Origin of the sequence: Polyangium sp. 15x6, from assembly GCF_029960785.1 — a bacterium.
In the GTDB taxonomy this organism is placed as follows: domain Bacteria; phylum Myxococcota_A; class Polyangia; order Polyangiales; family Polyangiaceae; genus Polyangium.
This window is the reverse complement of record NZ_JASBQE010000028.1, coordinates 34194-51472: the sequence shown is the minus strand read 5'-3', so window position 1 is coordinate 51472 and position 17279 is coordinate 34194. Positions and strand designations below refer to the sequence as shown.

The 17279-nt window shown below is 70.1% G+C and carries 17 protein-coding genes; 4 read left to right on the top strand and 13 right to left on the bottom strand.

Features of this window, described 5'->3' with window-relative positions; genetic code table 11:
• Window positions 1-37 precede the first annotated feature (37 nt).
• A complete protein-coding gene (locus QHF83_RS21690) occupies window positions 38-922 on the top strand; it encodes a radical SAM protein (RefSeq protein ID WP_282419799.1) in 885 nt (294 codons plus the stop codon).
• Here the strand turns inward: QHF83_RS21690 and QHF83_RS21685 are convergent.
• Entirely contained in the window at window positions 874-1245 is a 372-nt protein-coding gene (locus tag QHF83_RS21685; protein ID WP_282419798.1) for a (2Fe-2S)-binding protein, read from the bottom strand. The genes QHF83_RS21690 and QHF83_RS21685 overlap by 49 nt on opposite strands.
• A 58-nt stretch (window positions 1246-1303) precedes the next feature.
• On the opposite strand from QHF83_RS21685, the gene QHF83_RS21680 reads away from it, so the two are divergent.
• Window positions 1304-1438 carry a hypothetical protein gene (locus QHF83_RS21680; RefSeq protein ID WP_282419797.1) on the top strand — a complete coding sequence of 45 codons (135 nt, stop codon included), beginning with the start codon at window positions 1304-1306 and terminating at the stop codon, window positions 1436-1438.
• A gap of 102 nt (window positions 1439-1540) precedes the next feature.
• Here QHF83_RS21680 and QHF83_RS21675 read toward each other — a convergent pair whose 3' ends face one another.
• The 9 genes from QHF83_RS21675 to QHF83_RS21635 all read right to left on the bottom strand — a co-directional run bounded on the left by QHF83_RS21675 (window position 1541) and on the right by QHF83_RS21635 (window position 12184).
• The gene (locus QHF83_RS21675) at window positions 1541-2962 is read right to left on the bottom strand and encodes a GAF domain-containing protein (protein ID WP_282419796.1); all 1422 of its coding nucleotides are present in this window, start codon (window positions 2960-2962) and stop codon (window positions 1541-1543) included.
• Window positions 2963-3019: 57 nt separating this feature from the next.
• Window positions 3020-4105 carry an acyl-CoA reductase gene (locus tag QHF83_RS21670; RefSeq protein WP_282419795.1) on the bottom strand — a complete coding sequence of 362 codons (1086 nt, stop codon included), beginning with the start codon at window positions 4103-4105 and terminating at the stop codon, window positions 3020-3022.
• On the bottom strand, window positions 4102-5217 hold the full coding sequence (locus QHF83_RS21665; protein WP_282419794.1) for an acyl-protein synthetase: 1116 nt from the start codon (window positions 5215-5217) through the stop codon (window positions 4102-4104). The genes QHF83_RS21670 and QHF83_RS21665 overlap by 4 nt, the downstream gene beginning before the upstream one ends.
• Before the next feature lie 60 nt (window positions 5218-5277).
• The gene (locus QHF83_RS21660) at window positions 5278-6627 is read right to left on the bottom strand and encodes an aspartate aminotransferase family protein (protein WP_282419793.1); all 1350 of its coding nucleotides are present in this window, start codon (window positions 6625-6627) and stop codon (window positions 5278-5280) included.
• Between the two features lie 86 nt (window positions 6628-6713).
• Entirely contained in the window at window positions 6714-7619 is a 906-nt protein-coding gene (locus tag QHF83_RS21655) for a GGDEF domain-containing protein (RefSeq protein WP_282419792.1), read from the bottom strand.
• Window positions 7620-7941: 322 nt separating this feature from the next.
• On the bottom strand, window positions 7942-8793 hold the full coding sequence (locus QHF83_RS21650; RefSeq protein ID WP_282419791.1) for a class II glutamine amidotransferase: 852 nt from the start codon (window positions 8791-8793) through the stop codon (window positions 7942-7944).
• Between the two features lie 29 nt (window positions 8794-8822).
• Complete coding sequence (gene hemG, locus QHF83_RS21645) at window positions 8823-10259, bottom strand: protoporphyrinogen oxidase (protein ID WP_282419790.1); 1437 nt, start codon at window positions 10257-10259, stop codon at window positions 8823-8825.
• Window positions 10256-11290, bottom strand: coding sequence for a uroporphyrinogen decarboxylase (hemE, locus tag QHF83_RS21640; protein WP_282419789.1), 1035 nt, complete (start codon window positions 11288-11290; stop codon window positions 10256-10258). The genes hemG and hemE overlap by 4 nt, the downstream gene beginning before the upstream one ends.
• Window positions 11291-11350: 60 nt before the next feature.
• Window positions 11351-12184 carry an EI24 domain-containing protein gene (locus QHF83_RS21635; RefSeq protein ID WP_282419788.1) on the bottom strand — a complete coding sequence of 278 codons (834 nt, stop codon included), beginning with the start codon at window positions 12182-12184 and terminating at the stop codon, window positions 11351-11353.
• 80 nt (window positions 12185-12264) lie between these two features.
• Here QHF83_RS21635 and QHF83_RS21630 point away from each other — a divergent pair, with 80 nt between their 5' ends.
• A complete protein-coding gene (locus tag QHF83_RS21630; RefSeq protein WP_282419787.1) occupies window positions 12265-13173 on the top strand; it encodes a metallophosphoesterase in 909 nt (302 codons plus the stop codon).
• Window position 13174: 1 nt separating this feature from the next.
• Here QHF83_RS21630 and QHF83_RS21625 read toward each other — a convergent pair whose 3' ends face one another.
• Both QHF83_RS21625 and QHF83_RS21620 read right to left on the bottom strand, forming a co-directional pair.
• Window positions 13175-14761 (bottom strand): hypothetical protein, encoded by a 1587-nt coding sequence (locus QHF83_RS21625; RefSeq protein WP_282419786.1) that lies wholly within the window; start codon window positions 14759-14761, stop codon window positions 13175-13177.
• A gap of 63 nt (window positions 14762-14824) precedes the next feature.
• Window positions 14825-15736, bottom strand: a complete 912-nt coding sequence (locus QHF83_RS21620) for a TIGR02757 family protein (protein ID WP_282419785.1) — start codon at window positions 15734-15736, stop codon at window positions 14825-14827.
• A gap of 161 nt (window positions 15737-15897) precedes the next feature.
• On the opposite strand from QHF83_RS21620, the gene QHF83_RS21615 reads away from it, so the two are divergent.
• On the top strand, window positions 15898-16620 hold the full coding sequence (locus tag QHF83_RS21615; protein ID WP_282419784.1) for a 3-hydroxyacyl-CoA dehydrogenase NAD-binding domain-containing protein: 723 nt from the start codon (window positions 15898-15900) through the stop codon (window positions 16618-16620).
• Window positions 16621-16625: 5 nt separating this feature from the next.
• Here the strand turns inward: QHF83_RS21615 and QHF83_RS21610 are convergent, their stop codons facing one another.
• Window positions 16626-17279 (bottom strand): nucleotidyltransferase domain-containing protein, encoded by a 654-nt coding sequence (locus tag QHF83_RS21610; RefSeq protein WP_282419783.1) that lies wholly within the window; start codon window positions 17277-17279, stop codon window positions 16626-16628.

The window sequence follows — 17279 nt, the reverse complement described above, 5'->3', positions numbered from 1 at the left end:
GGAGGGCGCGTCTGACTCGTCTGATACGATGGCAGGCGTGCCGCTGCTCGACGTGGTCCTCGGCTACGACTGCAACCTCGCGTGTACCTACTGCACGATCACCGAGGCGATGCGGCGTCGCGCGCTGACGACGGAGCAGGTGGCGCGGGAGATCGATCGGGCCGCCACACGAGGTTTTCGGGACGTCGCGTTCACCGGCGGCGAGCCGACGATCCGGAGCGATCTGCCAGCGCTCGTGCGGTACGCGAAAAAGCGCGGGTTCGAGCACGTGAAAGTCGCGTCGAACGGCCTCCGGTACGCGCACGCGCCGTACCTGGATCTGCTCGTCGACGCAGGGGTCGATCAGTTCCACGTGTCGATGCACGCGCCGAGCGACGCGGCATACGAGGAGACGGTGCAACGCGAAGGCACGGCCGAGCTGCGGCGGAAGGCGATCGAGAACCTGGTCGCGCGCAAGCTCGATCCGATCGCGGATCTGATCCTGAAGGAGGATACGTACCGGGACGTGCGCGGCTGGGTCGATGGGCTTTTCGCGCAGGGGATCCGGCAGTTTCGGCTCTGGCTCGTGTCGCTGACGGACAACAATCGCGCGAACGTGCATCAGCTCCCGCGGCTCACGGACGTGGCCGCGAAGGCGCGCGAGGCGTTCGAGGCGGCGCGAGAAGGAGGCTACGAGGTGCACGCGCTGCACATCCCGCGCTGCTTTTTGCCGGGGTACGAGGAGAACGTGCGGCACCCGGGCGCGGACCTCGTGCGGGTCGTGACGCCGGACGAGGTGTTCGATCTGAAAAACTCGCGCCTCACGGGAGGCGTGAAGCCCGCGGGTTGCGAGGGCTGCCGGTTCTTCGATGCGTGCCCGGGGCTGCGTCCCGACTACGTGGAGCGGTTCGGCGGGGACGAGGTCACCAGCGTGCCGGCGTGAGACGGAGACTCGGCCTTCGGGGCCGCGCCCTCGCCCTCGCCGTGGTGCGTGCCGCCGCCGGGCAGGTCGAGCTCGTCGAGGCCCGCGAGGACGGAGAGCGAGACGGGGTGGTACGGGGGCCGCGGCGTGATGGGCTTGTCGACGTCGCCGCCGTGCTCGTGCACGAGGCGCGCGCAGAGCGCGAGGCACCACTTGCCCTGGCACCAGCCAGTCCCGAAGCCGGTGTAACGCTTGACCGACTCGATGTCGCGGTAGCCGCGCTCGAGGGCCGCTTCGAGCTCGTGGAGCGTCACGTCCTCACAGCGGCAAACCAGGGTTTTCATGCACGAACCTCTCGCGGGATGGTAGCGCCCCCCCGGGGGGATCGGCTATATGGGGCGCATGCCTCAGAAACCGCAGGTTCGTGCCAAAGAGAAGGTCCGCCAGACGCGCAGGCTCGCCCGCTGGCGTGCGAAGAAGGCTGCCGAAGCCCAGGCGCAGGCGCAGCAGAGCCCCGCGCCGAAGTCGGCGTCCTGAAGCCGACGTCCGTGCCGTGCGTCCCCGCGCGCACGGCACCGGACGGACGTTCTCGACGCACGACGAAGCCGAGCGCGCGTGAGCACGCCGCGCGTGGTAGCTTCATTCCATCTCGCCGCTGTCCGCCTCGGCCTCGGTCGTTTCGGACGCGTCCGACGGCGCTTTGCCCTTCTTCCGCTCGGCGCGGATCGAGGCCATCTCCGCGCGTGACGGGTTGATCACGAGGAAGCCGTGATCCGCGTCGAGCAGCGCCACGTCGCCGGGGGACGCCCACTGGAAGAGGCCCTCGACCTGGGTGATCGACGGGACGCCGAGGAGCCGCAAGAGCACGGGCGTGCGCGGATCCGAGGCGCGCTCGCTGAGCACGACGCCCACGGGACGCGTGCGCGCCGAGACGACGAGGTCGAAGACGGTGAGCCGATCGCCGATGAGCACGGCCTTCGTCGGGAGCTCGGCGCGCGCATCCGGCGTCGCGAGCATGACGAGCGCGTCGCAGAGGTCTTCCATGTCGCGCGCGCGCTCTTGCAGGAAGGGATCGCCGACGATGCCGTTCGCCGCGCGCACGCCCTCGCGCGCGACGAGGCCGAGCGCCTGCGCGACGCCGTGGCCCTCGGCGACGAGCTCGAACGCGCGTTGACGCAGCCGCAGGTCGCCGATCATGAGCTCGTACGTGGAGAGGAACGCCGACTCGCGCGAGAGCCCGAGCTTCTGCGCGCGGGCGACGAGCGACGAGAGAGCCTTCTCGGCCGCGCTCCAGGCACCTCGCAAGAGCTTCGCGTCCTCGGCCGTGGCCTTGCGCTGCGGTGAAGTGGCCGGGCGGCGCAGGGCCGCGACGGCGCCGAGCGAGCGTCCAGGGACCGAAGGGACGCCGGGGAGCGTGACCTTGCGCGTGCCGCCGCCCGTGCGGCGAAGCTTCTTGTCGCGCAGCTCCCGAAGCACCTCGGCATGCCGGATCGCCGAGGCGATCGGCGCGGTGAGCGCGACGAGCAGGCGAACGTCGCTCGGGCGGTACGCCTTGTCGCCCGAGCGCTGGACGACGATCGCGCCGAGCGCGCGGCCGAAGCCGAGGATCGGGACGGCGAGGAAGACGGGGTAGTGGTCCTCGTCGATGCCGGGGAACGCGCGCCAGCGCTGATCCCCGGGCGCCTTCACGACGGCGACGGGCCGCATGGTCGCGACGGCCGTGCCCGTGAGGCCCTCGCCGACGGACATGCGCACGGTGCCGCGCGCGCCCACGGGAAAACCGACGTTGCCACGAAGGACGAGCGCGTCGCCGTCGCCCTCGAGCAGGTAGAGCGAGACGATCTCGGCCTGGACGATGGCGGCGATGCGCTTCGGAGCCTCGTCGAGGAAGACCGAGAGCGGCATCGGTTTGGCCACAAACGAAACGAAGTCGAGCACGCGGTCGAGGCGAGCCTCGCGTCGCGCGGGGTTCAGCGACTCGGGCGGCGGGGGCAAGGTCGAGACGACCGGCGTCACGGCGGGGTCGCTCTCGAAGACTTCGTCGGGGGGATGCGACGGCATTCGGGCCGTACCATACCAGGAGGGTCGGTCTTGGAAAGCGGTCGCAGACGGTCCCGATCAAGCGCGGGATGGGCGCAAGTCCACGGGGCCATCGAGGGGCGGGCGCTGCATCCCACCGAGCGGTGAGCGGCGCGCAAACGGTGCGCGTTCGAGGATGGCGCGCGCAAGGGCACCGTCATCACAAAGGCCCACGGACGTGACGTACGGAGCCCACGGGGCGAGGAGGTTTGGCGCATCGGTGGGCGCGAGCGCGACGACGTGCACGACGCGCGCAGCCGGAGGCAAGACGAGCGCTCGTGGGGAAGGATCGAAGCCGACGGCATGCGAGGGGCGTGAGAGGAAGAGGCCGACGGCGTCCATGGATGCGCCATACAGCGCGATTTCCGCGGCGAGCGCAGGGTCGAGGGAGCCGCGGGGGACACGCTCGGCGGCGCGCGAGAGGGCCGCGTCGAGCGCTTGGACAAACCGCTCCGCGTGGTGTTCGCCGCCCTCGACGAGGACGAAGCGCGGGGACAAACAGCCGCGTTGATCGAAGGGGACGACGTCCCACGCGAGGGCCTCGGCTGCGTCCTCGAGCGCGGCGTCCCTACCGATGACCGCGAGCCCGATGCCGGTGCCATGTCCCCGCACGAATACGCCTGCCGGAAGGCCTCGTGTGACGGCTTCGATCGAGGCGTCCGAGCCGTAGACGTGCAGCTCGTCGCCGGGCGCGGGCGCGATGGAGGCGGCGCGCGTGAGGGAGGCGCGGTGCGTCTGGACGAACGCTTCGTCGGCGGAGAGCGCGCGGACGAGGAGGTCGGTCACGACGGGATCACGGCGCGAGGGACGGACGACGATCACGGGCGAGGTCGCGGCGGCGAGCGCGAGCGCACGGAGCGGCGCGGTGCAGACGTTGGCCGCGAGGATGACGTGACAGCGGGGCGCGCGGCCCGTGCGCGCGAGCAGCGCGTCGATCTCGGCGTCCGTTGGATGCGTCTCCAGGTGCGCGGAGAGCGCGAGCTCGACGCCCCTCGGATCGAGCCCGGTGACCTCGGGCAAACGCGCCCGCGCCTCGGCGCCGAGCGGATCGTTCGGATCCTGGATCCGCCGGCCCGCGGCGATCACGCGCAGAACGCGCGCCTCGGCCTCGGCCTCGGCGCTCATGACGAACCGCGCGAGAGGACCTCGTCGATCGCGAGCGAGCATCCTCGCGGCGTGGCGCCGGGCGCGCGGCCGAAGAGCTCGACGCCCTCGTCGGTGACACGCCCGAGGTCCGACGTCTGGATCGCCACGGACGAGTCGACGTTCGCGAGATCGACGAACCGCAGGATGCCCGTCTCGCCCGGCGAGAGCGGCGCGAGCGTCGTGGGATCGCAGGCCGTCACGCGCATCCACGGCGGCGCGACGTAGACGCCGTGTCGCGTCGGGGTCCGAGCGCCGAGCGCGGCCGCGAGCGTGCCTTCGTAGAGCTGGCTCGAGAGCTCGGTCATGCCGTACTCGCCCACGACGTGGGCCTCAGGGACGCCGAACACGGAGGCGATCGCGCGCCGCAGTTCGGTCGGCTCGACCTCGCGCGAGCGACCTTTGAAGCCGCCGGTCTGCATGACGCGGCTGCCCGGCGGGAGGGCGAGATCCTTCGAACCGGCGCCGTCGAGCAGGTGCACGAACGCGAAGGACGCGCCGAGGACGAGCACGGGTTTCCCCGAGGTGCGCGCTTCGGCCGCGGCGCGCGCCACGCCCTCGATGTCGAGCACGCCTTCACGCACGTGGAAGCTCGCGGGGCCGCGGAGCTTGCGGGCGAAGAGGTCGAGCATGAAGCCGAGCGACGAGTCGGCGACCTCATCGACCGACGGCGCGAGTACGAGGACGCCAAGGTTTTGACGATCCGGCCAGAGCATCCGCTCGCCCCAGCGTAGAGCGACGAGCTCGTACGTGGCGGTGGTGCGGAACGGGTGCTCCCCGCGCGCTTCCTTGCCCTGCGAGGTGCCGCTCGTCCGGAACACGCGCATGTCCTCGTCGGGCGCGTGCGCGGCGATACGCGCGAGGCGGAAGACGTCGCAAGGCAGCGCGGGGATCACGGAGGTGTCACGCGCGCTCGCGAGGTCGATGCCGCGCGCGCGGACGAGGCGCCCGAGGGCGGGCACGTGCGCGGCCTGGAAACGCGCGAGCGCGAGCGCGAGGTCGTCGAAGGGCTCGGGCGGCGCGCCACGCAAGATTCCCTCGACGAACGCCCGCACACGCTCATGCAGCGCTTCGCTCGTGGGCCGTACCGTCACGCGGCGATTCCTAGCAGGAGCGAGGCAAGGCCGCCAAGCGAGCGGCCCTCACCCATCCCGTCAGCCGAGCGACGCTTTCATCGCGTTCGCCGCCGCCGTGAGTTGCTCCTCGGCGATCGTGAGCGGCGGCGTCCAGGTGATCACCTCGCCCTTCTGTCCGCCCGTGATCACCACGTAACCGGCCTCGAGCATACGCCGCATCGTCTGCAAGGCGAGCGCGCCGCTCTCGAACGCGACGCCGAGCATCAAGCCCTCGCCGCGCACCTCGACGACGCCCGGCGCGCCCGCGAGCACCGCCGCGAGGTACTCCTTCGTTCGCGCGCCCATCTCACGCGTCTTGGTGACGAGCTGCCGGAAGCGCAGCGAGTCGAGCGTGGCGATCGCCGTCGCGCACGCGAGCGGCGCGCCCGCGTGCGTGGACGTGTGCACGACCTCGCCCTCGCGCGCCCACGCCTGCATGACCTCGTCGGCCGCGATGCACGCCGCGATCGGCAAGCCTCCGCCGAGGCCCTTGCCGAGCACGAGAATGTCGACCGGCGCGCCCACGGCCGTCGATCGAACCAGCGAGCCCGAACGACCGAGCCCGGTCCAGATCTCGTCGGCGACCACGAGCGCGCCATGCCGATGCGCAAGCTCGCAGAGGTCCCGCAAGAACCGCTCGGGCGGCACGATGATGCCGCCGCGGCCGAGGATCGGCTCGACCAGCACCGCGCCCACGTTGCCCACCGCGAGCGCCTTCTCCACGGCGCCGAGCGAGCGATCGAGGTCGGCCTCCGCCGCGGGATACGGCGCGAACGAGACGTGCGGGTTGAGCTGGAGGTTGAACGGCTCGCGGTAACTCTCGCGTAGCCCGAGCGCCGCGAGCGGCCCGTACCCGAGGCCGTGATACGCGCCTTCGAACGCGACGACGCCGGGTTTGCCCGTGGCGAGCGTCACCGTCTTCAACGCGGCCGTGATGGCGTCGCTGCCGCTCTGGCAGAGCAGCACGCGCGGCGAGGTGCCCGGATGGAGCGACGCGAGCCGTTCGAGCAGCGCGACCTTGATGTCGGCGGCGTACACGTCGCCGAGCGCCTGGATGAGCCGATCGGTCTGCGCCTCGATCGCGCGCGTGACGCTCGTCGCGCCGTGACCGAGCAGGAGCGATCCGAAGCCGGCCACGAGGTCGACGTAGCGGTTGCCGTCGACGTCGAACAGGTTCGCGCCCTTGCCCGAGGCGAGGACGATCGGCGTCATCTCGGCGCCGCTCGACTCCTCGCGTGTTTTCCTCCGCGTGCCGAACGCCGGGCACTCGACGCGTTCGAGCCTGCCGAGGAGGCTGCGCGACGCGGGGCCCGGAGGCGGGACACGGATCTCGGGGAGCTGATCACCCGTCTGTTCCTCTGCGGGGGCGGGAAACTCGCTGAGGGGCATGTCGTTTCAACTAGCACGCACGAGCGTGGCGGGCAGGCGTGGACACAAGCGTCCCCCGGAAGGACGGAACCGAGGGACCCCGGAGGCTACGAGCACAGCCTGTTTCGGCCGGTCCTCTTCGCCATGTAGAGCTTCTCGTCGGCGCGCTTGATGAGGTCCTGCGCCGAGCGATCGCTCTCCTGCAGGATCGCGGCTCCGAGGCTGATCGTCACCTTGATGCTGTCGGCTTGAAAAACGAACGCGTTGTCCGCGACCTTCTGCCGGAGCGTCTCGCCGAGCGCGATCGCGCCCTGGAGCGAGGTCTCGGGCAGGACGATCGAGAACTCCTCGCCGCCGTAGCGCGCGAAGACCTCGTCGCGGCGGATGCGCGACTGCACGACGCGCGCGACCTCCTTCAGCACGTAGTCGCCGGCGAGGTGGCCGTGCACGTCGTTGATGCGCTTGAAGTGGTCGATGTCGAACATCAGGATCGACAGATCCCGATCGTGTCGGCGGCCGCGGATGATCTCGCGCTCGAGGGCCTCGTAGAGGTAGCGCTTGTTGTAGATCTGCGTGAGACCATCGATGATGGTCATCCGGTAGATCTCTTCGTGGTACTGCGCCTCGACGTCGGCGCCGGAGAGGAACTTGAAGATCGTCGGGCCAATCTTCACGCGGTCGCCGTTCTTCAGGACGACCTCGCGCGAGATCTGCTCATCGTTGCAGTACGTGCCGTTCGTGCTGCCGTCGTCGACGACGACCCAGTAGCCGCCCTGCTGGCGGAACTGCGCGTGGCGGCGCGACACCGAGTCGCCGTCGAGGACCACCTGGTTGTCCGCGCCGCGGCCGACCCGCGTCGGGTTGTGCTCGAGCACGAAGCGCTTGCCGAGCAGCGTCGGCTCCTTCGTGTAAATGACGACGAGGCAGTCGGTCCCGAGCCGAGGCGCCTCACCCCCACCCGGCGGGGGCTGCACCACCGTGGTAACGCGAGTCTTTTCGTCGAAGTCGTTCACGCGGTTTCAGCCCGGTCTGCCTGCTATTTCGGTCTCGTCGACAAGCAATCGAAGCAGGGCCCCTCGAAAGACGCCCTTTCCAAGCTCAATCACCCGGATCCAGCCAGTCTTCCAGCTTCAGCGTATCCATCCCCCTGCGCAGGCGTCAAGGTGAATTCGATTACTGGGTTTCGTCCTCGTCGTGTCTCGTCGTGGATGCCCGGTTGCCCAGATGCTGCCACGGCGAGATTTGCGACATTGTTGTGCGACGATTGTACGAATGCAAGGTGCCCGCTCGGGACAGCAGCGACGGACTCGTGCGCCCGGGACGTCGCGAAGTACCTCAAGCGGTGAGGCCTCGCGCCGCAGTCACGCGTGACTCCCGGGACACCCGCGCAGGCCGTCGATCCGGAGCGCCCGACGGCAACGTCGCGAGCAGCCGGCCATGATCGAAGACCCACATCTCGCCGGGTTTGCCCTGCGTCCACGTCTCGTTCTTCGTGAGCGGCGCCGTCGCCACGACGGCCACGCGATCGCGCGGCGTGGTCACGGCCGAGAAGTCGACCGCGACGTCGTCGTCCGCGAGGTGCGCGAGGCCAAACGGGGCCTGACGGATGATGTAGCAGAGCCGCGTGCCGCACCGGGCAAACAGGTGCCGGCCATCGCCGAGCAGGAAGTTGAACGTGCCGTCTTTCGCGATGCGCGCGCCGGCGTTCGCCACGACCTGCCAGAGCTCGCTCGGCCTGCGCGGATAATCGTCGAAGGTGCGTCGGAGCTCTTCGAGCAGGACGCAGAAAGCGTACTCGCTGTCGGTCGTGCCGATCGGGGTGAAGCGGCCGAGCTTGCGCTGCCGCACGCGCGGGAGCGTGCCGTTGTGCGCGAAGACCCAGTGCCGGCCCCAGAGCTCACGCGCGAACGGGTGCGTGTTCGCGAGGCTCGTGGGCCCGCGCGTGCGCTTGCGGACGTGGCCGATCGCAAGCATCGTCTTGATGGGGTTTTGCGCGAGGAACCGCGCGAGCGGGCTCTCGGCCGCCGGCGTCGGTTCGAGGAAGACGCGCGCGGCGTACCCCTCGTAAAACGATAGGCCCCAGCCGTCCGCATGCGGCCCCGTCTTCCCACCTCGCTGGCACAAGCCAGAGAACGAGAAGACGATGTCCGTGGGGACGTTGCACTCCATCCCGAGTAGCTCGCACATCTCCGCGCGCCGGGGAGTATAGGCGAAAGTCAGCGGGCCGCGACGGCCTCCGCGGCCTCGTTCGCCTGCCGCACGCAGTCGGGGATGCCGACGCCGTCGAACGCGGCGCCCGCAAAGTGCAGGCCGGGGAGCCTGCGCGCGATGTCGCGAATCCGCCGCACCCGCGCCGCGTGCCCCACGACCGGCTGCGCGTTCGCCTGTTCGTACCGAAACACACGCGCGAGCATGGGCGCGGCGCGGACGCCGATGAGCGAGCCGAGCTCCTCGCGCGCGAGCGAGACGAGGGATTCGTCGCTCGCCGCGAGCGCGCCGGGATCCCGATGCCCACCCACGAAGACACGCACGAGCGCCGCATCCTGCGGGGCGCGACCCCCCCACTTGCTGGAGATGAACGTCGCCGCGAGGATGCGGCGCCGCTCTTCCTTGGGGATCACGACGCCCACCGCGTCGAGCGGGTGCGGGACGTCGGGCCGTGCGTACGCGAGGACGACGGTGCCCGTCGAGAGGTATGGAATGCCGCGGAGAAGCGCGCCGAGCTCCGCGTCGATGGGCCCGAGCGCGCTCGCGGCCGCGTGCGCGGGCGCCGCCATCACCACGTCGTCGGCCTCGATCGACTCGGTCTGCCCGTCCCGCGCGCCGTACCGCACCATCCAGCGCGCCGGAGCATTCGAGTCCGCGCCGCTCGATCGCTCGACCGAGGCGACGGGCGCGCCCACGCGGATGTCGCCGCCCGCCTTCTCGATGCGCCGGGCGAGCGCTTCGATGAGCTCGCCCATGCCCCCGAGGAGCGAATGGAACGGGCTCGGCGGTGGTCCCTTCGGCGCGGGCTTTTTCCGGCGCTCGGCGAGCGCGCCGCGGATCAGGCTGCCGTGGCGATCTTCGAGCTCGGCGAGCTGCGGGAAGGTGCTGCGGATGCTGAGCAGATCGACGTCGCCCGCGTAGATGCCGCCGAGCAGCGGCTCGGCGAGGACGTCGAGCGCCTCCGCGCCGAGGCGCCTGCGGAAAAAGCTCCCGATCGACTCGTCGCCCTTCTCCTTCGGGCGCTGCGGCAAAACGAGGTCGAGCGCCATGCGGGCCTTGCCCGGCAGGCTGAAGAGCGGCGTCCGCGCGAACGGCAAAAAACGCGTGGGCACCGCGAGCACGAGGCCCTCGGGCATCGTGTGCAGCGCGCCGCGGCGCGGGATGTAGACGCGACGATTCTTCGGGGTCGTACCGATCAGCCGCTCGCCGAGCCCGAGCTCCTTGCAGAGGTCCGTGGCGAAGGGCTTGGCGACGACGAACGAGTCGGGCCCGCCGTCGATCACGAACCCGCCTTCGCGCTCGGTCTGGATGTTGCCGCCGAGCCGCGCCCGCGATTCGAGCAGCGTGACCTCGAACCGCGAGCCTTTTTGCGCGGAGAGCAAGCGGTAGGCGACGACGAGGCCGGTGATGCCGCCGCCGACCACGACGACGCGGCGAACGCTCACGCCGCGCCCTCGTGCCGATATGCGTGGATCACGTCCACGAGCGCCTTCACGTTGTCGACGGGCGTCTGCGGCACGATCCCGTGCCCGAGGTTGAAGATGTGCCCCGGCCTGCCGGCGGCCTCCGCGAGCACGGCGCGCGCGCGCGCCGCGGCCACGTCACGCGGGGCGCAGAGCAGGAGCGGATCGAGGTTGCCCTGGATCGCGTGATCGTAGCCGATGCGCTTCCACGCCTCGCCGAGCGGCAAACGCCAGTCGACGCCGATCACCGTGCCGCCACAATCGCGCTGCGCTTCGAGCAGCGTCGACGTGTTCGTGCCGAAGTGGATCACCGGCACGCCCGTCTTTTCGATGCTCTGGAGGATGTTCTTCACGTGCGGCGCCACGTGCGTCCTGTAATCCTCGGGCGAGAGCGCGCCGATCCACGAGTCGAAGAGCTGCACCGCCTGCGCGCCAGCCTCGACCTGCGCGTGCAAGTAGCGCCGGACGACCTCGGAGATCTTGCTCATGAGCAGCGAGAACGACTCCGGATCGCCCCACATGAGCTGCTTCGTGCGGAAATAATCCGACGATTTGCCGCCCTCGACGAGGTAACTCGCCATCGTGAACGGCGCGCCCGCGAAGCCGATGAGCGGCGTCTTGCCGTCGAGCTCGCGCCGGATCAGGCGGATCGCCTCGAGCACGTAGCCGAGCCCTTCTTCCGGCTCGAAGACGCGCATCCGATCGATCGCCGCGCGGTCGCGCACCGGCTCGTGGATCACGGGCCCTTCGCCCTTCTCGAACGAGAACGGCGCGCCCATCGGTTCGAGCGGCAGGAGGATGTCCGCGAACAGGATGGCGGCGTCGACGCCGAGCCGCAGCGGCTGCAGCGTGACCTCGAGCGCGAGCTCCGGCGTCTTGCAGATCTCGAGCAGCGTGTGTTTTTCCCGAAGCGCGCGGTACTCCGCCATGTAGCGGCCGGCCTGTCGCATGAACCAGACGGGCGTGACGTCCGTCGCCTCGCGGCGGCAGGCGCGCAAAAACCGATCGAACATGGCCGGAACAGTGACCTCGGGCCTCGCCCGTGGCAACGACGAAGCGCCCTTCCGCGAAGCTCAGCGCGGCTGCTGCAGCGCGGCGGCCTCGTGCCGTTCGAGCATGACGACGAGCCGCGCCGCGCCGAGCACGCCGGCCGGCAGCACGATGAGCAGCGCGCACGGCAAGAACGAGAGCAACGCGAGCCCGAGGCCGAAGCCCATCACGGCGCCGATGTTGCGGCGCACGAAATCGATGCGCGCGCCCACGGGCACGCCGCGGATCGAGAGCGGGCAGTCGCAGAGGTCCCACGCCCCCGCGAGCGCAGCGATCGCGAGCTGGAGTGGGAACGCGATGACGCTCACCGGCGCGAAGAAGAAGCTCAGGACGCCGAGCACGATGAGGATCGGCGCGGTGAACGCGAGCGCCACGAGCGACGACTGGAGCGCGCGCCACATGTCCACGAAAAAGGGGACCTCGGGCCACGGCGGCGCGCCGAGATCGGCCGAGGCGCGCCGCACCATCCGCTCGAGCGCGGGCCCGGCGAGCGGCTTCGCGAGCGCGAACGAGGTGGCGAGCGCGGCCACGAGCATCACCACGATCGAGAGGACCTTCAGCAGCACGCCGAGCACGGTCCAGAGCGCGCCCGTCCCGGGCTCCTTCACGATCAACGCGACGAGCGCGGGCGCGAGTTTTACGCCCGCGAAGCCGAGCACGACGGTGAGCACGAGCGCGATGCCCGTGGGGACGATCGCGAGCGGCCAGATGTCCGGCGTGCGGAAGAGGTAGCCGTAGCCGCCGAGCACGGCCTTGAGTCCCGCGACGAAGCCGGGTCGTTCGAGCGGCGCGAGGGCCGCGGACGGGCTCGGACCAGGAGCGACGGGGACGCCGGGGGACGCATCGGGGGTGATCATTCGGCTACGAACGTGTTCACGCGCGGGCATCGGGTCAACGTCTTCTGCGCGACCGCGCGCTAGGATCCATCCCCTCGCCCATGGCCCCTGCCCCGACGCCTTCGCCTTCGATCGTGGTCCCTTTTCCCGAGGGCGGGCGCATCGCGGTCGTCTCCGACCTGCAACGCACGTCCCTCATCGAGCGGCTCTTCCGGCTCGCCGAGCAGAACGACGCCGAGCGGACGGGCATCATGGCGGCGCTCGCGGCGACGCGCCCCGACGCCCTGCTCCTGCTCGGCGATCACGTCTTCCTCGGCGCCTCGTCCCGGGCCTGGGCCTTTTTCGATCGGCTGGTCGAGCCGCTCCGGGCCGCGGGCATCGAGCTCTTGCCGATCCTCGGCAACCACGATTGCTGGTCGATCGGGCCGCGGGGCCTCCGGCATTACTTCTCGCGGTTCCCCCGGCTCGAAGGACGCCGATTCTACACGACGTGCCTCGGGCCCCTCGGCGTCGTCGCGCTCGATTCGAACCGGTTTTTCCTCCCGTCATCCCAATGGGACGAACAATTCCGCTGGTACGACAAAACCCTCGCCGATCTCGACGCCGATCCGGACGTGCGGGGCATTCTCGTGCTCATCCACCACCCGCCGTTCACGAATGGCACCGTCACCGGCCCTTCAGCCCTCGTCGAGCGCTCGTTCGTCCCTTCGTTCCTGCGCTCCCGAAAGACCGTCTTGATGCTCTCGGGGCACGTGCACGCTTATGAGCATTTCGTCCGGCAGGGCCGCCATTTCGTCGTCTGCGGCGGCGGAGGAGGGCCGCGGCATCGGCTTCTCCCGAAGGAGCGGCAGACGTTCCGCGATCTCTTCGACGGCCCCTCGATTCGCGATTTTCACTTCCTGACCCTCGCCCCCGACGAGACCGGCCTCGACGTCCGCGCCCTCGGCCTGGCCAAGGGCGCGGCGCGCGTCTCGCCGATGGATCGATTTCGCCTCGATTGGCCCGGCTGAATCAGGGCTTCTGCACGTAGATCCGCGGCGCGCCGCCGAGCGTGAGCGTGATCTTTCCGCCCTCGGGGTCGAGCGTCTCCACGGCGCCGGACTCGCTGAAATCGAGCGAGTACGACTCGTACGCGCCCTCCGCGGCGAGCGAATACGATGCGCTCGCGGACTCGCTGCCGCCCGACGTGCGGGCCCAGAGCACAAGCACGCGGCGCATGTCGGGCAAACGGAAGGCGGCGCCGCCGATCGCATCGGACAAACCGAGCGCCGTCGTGCCGGCCTGGTCGAACAGCGCGCCTTCGAGGAGCTTGCCGAGCGTCCGGTACGCGCGGCCGGCCTCGGTGCGCACGGCCTCGCTCGTTTGTCCGAGCTTCGACACGTCCACGTAAAGGCCCATGTAATCGAACGCGTTCGTGCTCTGCCCGACCGCCTTTCCATCGGACAGGCAGAACCAATCGATCCGCTCGATCCCCACGGTCTGCGCGGCCGTCATCACCTTGGCCAGATAATTCGGCGCGTATTCGGGCCCGCCCGGGGCGCCGCCCACGGCCACGTGCGGCGCCCCGGTCTCGGTCACGATCCAGCCCTTGCCCGTCACGCCCGCGTCCGTGAGCTTCTTTGCGAGATCCGACTTCAGCTTCAAGAACCCCGCGACGCCCTCCTCCGAGCCGCCGGGCCCGAAGACCGGATAATAATGGAAGCTCACGACGTCGAAATACGAGCTGCCCGTCTTCGGGAAGTCGTCCGTCACGGCGCCGCCCGAGGGGTTGTCCGTGTACCGCAGCACGGCCGAGAGGAAGCTCGGATATCCGATCCCGCCGAGCGCGATCCGGGCCTCGGGATCGGCCTTCTTCGCCGCCTCGAAGCTCACGCGCAGCATGCGCACGTAATCGTAGATCGACCCCCCGAAGCGCACGAGATGCTCCTTCGTCGGCGGCTCCGTCTCCCACGTCTGCGTGACCTGCCAATCGGAGACCCAGTCCGGCTCGTTCCACACCTCCCACACCCGCACCCAGGGCTTGTACGTCGTCACGGTCTGGTACACGTACGCGCCCCAGTAATTGTTCGGGTTGATCGACCCGTCCCCATTGAAGACCGGCTCGTAGAGGTTCTTCGGGATGTAATGCTCGAGCTCCCAGCTCGGAATGCCCCCCGGCGCCGTCGAGTGCTCGGCCGTGGGCACGCCGAGGAACGCCACGTGCTCGCCCATTCCGAGCGACCCGTACCCTTGCATGTCCCCGACCTCGATGTCGTAGCCCCACGTCGCGAGGTGCCCCTCGGAGAGCTTCAGCCGCGCGCTGTTCGCGCCCGCCTCGTGCGACAGGAAGGCGAGGTCCTGATCGTTCCAGCCAGGGTTCGGAAATCCATAATTGATGCCATACCGGAACGGCCCGCCGAGCGCACCTCCGCCCCCGGATCCACCCGGTCCACCGCCGCCCGAGGCCGAGCCCGAGCCGCCCGACGCGCCCGCGCCGCCGGAGCCCCCGGAGGCGCCCGAGGCGCCGGAGCCGTCATCGCCGCTCCCGCCGCCCGAGCATGCGGCGAGGCTGCAAAAAATAAATGCGGTCGCGAATGCAGGACGAATGAATCGAAGCATGGAAAGTCCCTCCTTGGACGCGGGAAGGACCATTGTATACGGATTCGCCAGGCTGGGCTCGATTTACGAACGTCGCGTGCCGCGATGGCCGGGCGTCGCGTCACGCCGCCAGTGCCGGCAGACCGGCTTGACCCCGCATCCTTCGCACGCCTCCGGGTCCCGCTTCGACGGGCACGTCTGGAGCATGCCGAGGTGGCACAAGGAAAAATCGTATTTCACCGGATCGTCGGGGTCGAGCCGCGCGAGCGCGGCCGTGATCTCCTCGGCCGCCCGGAAATCGGCCGACTTGCGTTCCGTGAGCCCGAGGTTCCGCGAGAGCTTGTGGATGTGCGTATCCACGGGGATGATGAGCCGCGACGTCGGGACGTCCCATAACCCGAGATCCACCCCGTCCGCCGGCCGCGCCATCCATCGCACGAGGAGCAGGATCCGCTTCACGGCGCTGCCTTTGCTCGGATCCGGCAAGATATGCTCCGCGCCCCGCCGCCCCCCTGCGCCGGCGCCGAGCCCGCCCCGCTCCCGGATTTCGCGGACCCAGGCCCCGAGCGCCTCCCGCAGATGGCCCGTCGCCGCGAGTTTGTCCGTGAGCGCTTTGCCGAGCGAGCCATGGACGCGCTGCACCGCGCGAGCGCCAATCACGAGCCCCGCGAGATCTTCGTCCCGATACACGCGATGCCGGAACCCCGCGAGCCGCGCGCGCACCGCCGCCGGATCGTCGGCGATCTCCGCGACACGCGGGCCGAGCCGCGCGAGCGCGTCCTCGATCTTCGCGCAAAGCGCCTTCACGTTGCCGAACGCCAGCGCCGACGCGATCATCGCCACGATCTCCTGGTCGTCGCGACGGGCATAACGATGCACGAAATGCACCGGATCGGCCGCCTTGCGCGCCTCGACGTCGCAACGCGCGCGCACGTCGTCGAGCGCGCGCCGCAGCGCCTCGTCCGCCCCTCGCAAAGACGATCCGCTGCGGCTCATTCGCCTACGCCTCGCACGCACGTGCCGCCCCGATTGCGCCCGCGATGCCGCCTGGCCCAGACGAACGCGGCCGTATTGACGGTGCCCATGTAGGACCCATACGACAACGCACCCCGGGCGCTCGGACGCGGCCGTTCCGGAGGTGTTTCGAGAGGGGGACCATGGAGCCGCTGGAGAACGCGAACGGCGATGCGACGGCCCGCGCGATCACGGACGTGGCCGTCATCGGCGGAGGCGCCGGCAGCATCGGCGTCATCGAGGCCTGCCTGCTCGCTGGCCTGTCCGCCACGATGATTCGAACCACGCACGGCAGCGCCTCCGAGGTTCGCCGCCGATTGGCCTCCTCGTTCGAAGACAAACGCCAAGACGGCCGGCTCGACCGGGACGCCGTCGAGCGCGCCCTCGACCGGTTCCGTGCGTCCGGGGACATCGGGGCCGCGGCGAGCGCCGACCTCGTCCTCGAATCCACCGATTCGGCCTGGAAAGCGCGACAAACCCTGCTCACGCAGGCCGAGCGCGCCACGCATGGTCGCGCCATTCTGGCCACGACGGCCCCGACCGCGCTGCTCCGGGCGCTCGCGACGCGCCTCGACGTACGTGAAAACTTCGTGGGACTGCATTTCTTCGCCCCCGCGGTGCTGGCCGGGTTCTGCGAGGTGTCCGTGACGAACCGGACGCAGCCTACCGTGGTCGAGACGGCCGTGCAATTCGTGAAGGCGCTCGGCAAGCACGCGGTGATCGTCCGCGACACGCCCGCTTGCCTCCTTCTTCAGTCGCAAGGCGCCCGGCTCGGGGCGACCCGGGGCGCGCCTGCCCGCTCGCCGACCAAGCGTCGCAGCACAGCCCCGAGCTTTTGCGGTACCTTTGACCGGATCGGGGTTTGACCGGATCAACCGGAGAGCACGCGCCGGACGAGCGCCTCGATGGCTTCGATCGGCGCGGCGGGCGCGAGCGCGGCCGAGAACGCCGCGTGCGCCGCCGGATCCTCGGCGTGAAGCCAGCGGAAGCTCTCCTTGGGCCCGAGGAAATGGCGACCCCGGAGCACGAAATGGAGCTCCAGCAGATCGAAGAGCAGCCACACGCGCCGATAATGCGCCTCCACGTCCGCGGGCCCGCCGCGCCGGATGCGCCCGAGCATCTTCCAGCACCAGGCCCGCCGCGCCTCCATCTCCGCCTCGGGCAAACCCTTCGGCGGCAGAGCGAGCGCGGCCGTAACATCCTCGACGAGGCGCGCGCCGAGCCCCCGCGGATCGAGCACGGCCACGCCCCCGCGCACGTGCAGGAAATTCGCCCCCGCGTCGACGACGTCCTTTTCGGGCACGATGAATGCGTCGAGAAAAACCCCGTCCACGAGCCTCGCGTCCCGCGTCGCCTCGCCCTCCGCGCGGATCCCGAGCATGTCCCAGTCGCTCTCCGGCGCCGCCGCCCCGAGCGCGCGCGAGCCATAAAGAACGACCGTGTGGCAGCCATGGCGCGTGACCAATTCATTCACGAGCCGGGCGAGGATGGGATCGTTCGCGAGCGCCTCGAAGGAGGTTTCCAT

Excerpts from the sequence above, each read along its gene's own strand:
- QHF83_RS21685 (WP_282419798.1), bottom strand. The coding sequence starts at position 1,245 with ATGAAAACCCTGGTTTGCCGCTGTGAGGACGTGACGCTCCACGAGCTC.
- QHF83_RS21680 (WP_282419797.1), top strand. The coding sequence starts at position 1,304 with ATGCCTCAGAAACCGCAGGTTCGTGCCAAAGAGAAGGTCCGCCAGACG.
- QHF83_RS21675 (WP_282419796.1), bottom strand. The coding sequence starts at position 2,962 with ATGCCGTCGCATCCCCCCGACGAAGTCTTCGAGAGCGACCCCGCCGTG.
- QHF83_RS21670 (WP_282419795.1), bottom strand. The coding sequence starts at position 4,105 with ATGAGCGCCGAGGCCGAGGCCGAGGCGCGCGTTCTGCGCGTGATCGCC.
- QHF83_RS21660 (WP_282419793.1), bottom strand. The coding sequence starts at position 6,627 with ATGCCCCTCAGCGAGTTTCCCGCCCCCGCAGAGGAACAGACGGGTGAT.
- QHF83_RS21650 (WP_282419791.1), bottom strand. The coding sequence starts at position 8,793 with ATGTGCGAGCTACTCGGGATGGAGTGCAACGTCCCCACGGACATCGTC.
- hemE (WP_282419789.1), bottom strand. The coding sequence starts at position 11,290 with ATGTTCGATCGGTTTTTGCGCGCCTGCCGCCGCGAGGCGACGGACGTC.
- QHF83_RS21635 (WP_282419788.1), bottom strand. The coding sequence starts at position 12,184 with ATGATCACCCCCGATGCGTCCCCCGGCGTCCCCGTCGCTCCTGGTCCG.
- QHF83_RS21630 (WP_282419787.1), top strand. The coding sequence starts at position 12,265 with ATGGCCCCTGCCCCGACGCCTTCGCCTTCGATCGTGGTCCCTTTTCCC.
- QHF83_RS21625 (WP_282419786.1), bottom strand. The coding sequence starts at position 14,761 with ATGCTTCGATTCATTCGTCCTGCATTCGCGACCGCATTTATTTTTTGC.
- QHF83_RS21620 (WP_282419785.1), bottom strand. The coding sequence starts at position 15,736 with ATGAGCCGCAGCGGATCGTCTTTGCGAGGGGCGGACGAGGCGCTGCGG.
- QHF83_RS21615 (WP_282419784.1), top strand. The coding sequence starts at position 15,898 with ATGGAGCCGCTGGAGAACGCGAACGGCGATGCGACGGCCCGCGCGATC.
- QHF83_RS21610 (WP_282419783.1), bottom strand. The coding sequence starts at position 17,279 with ATGGAAACCTCCTTCGAGGCGCTCGCGAACGATCCCATCCTCGCCCGG.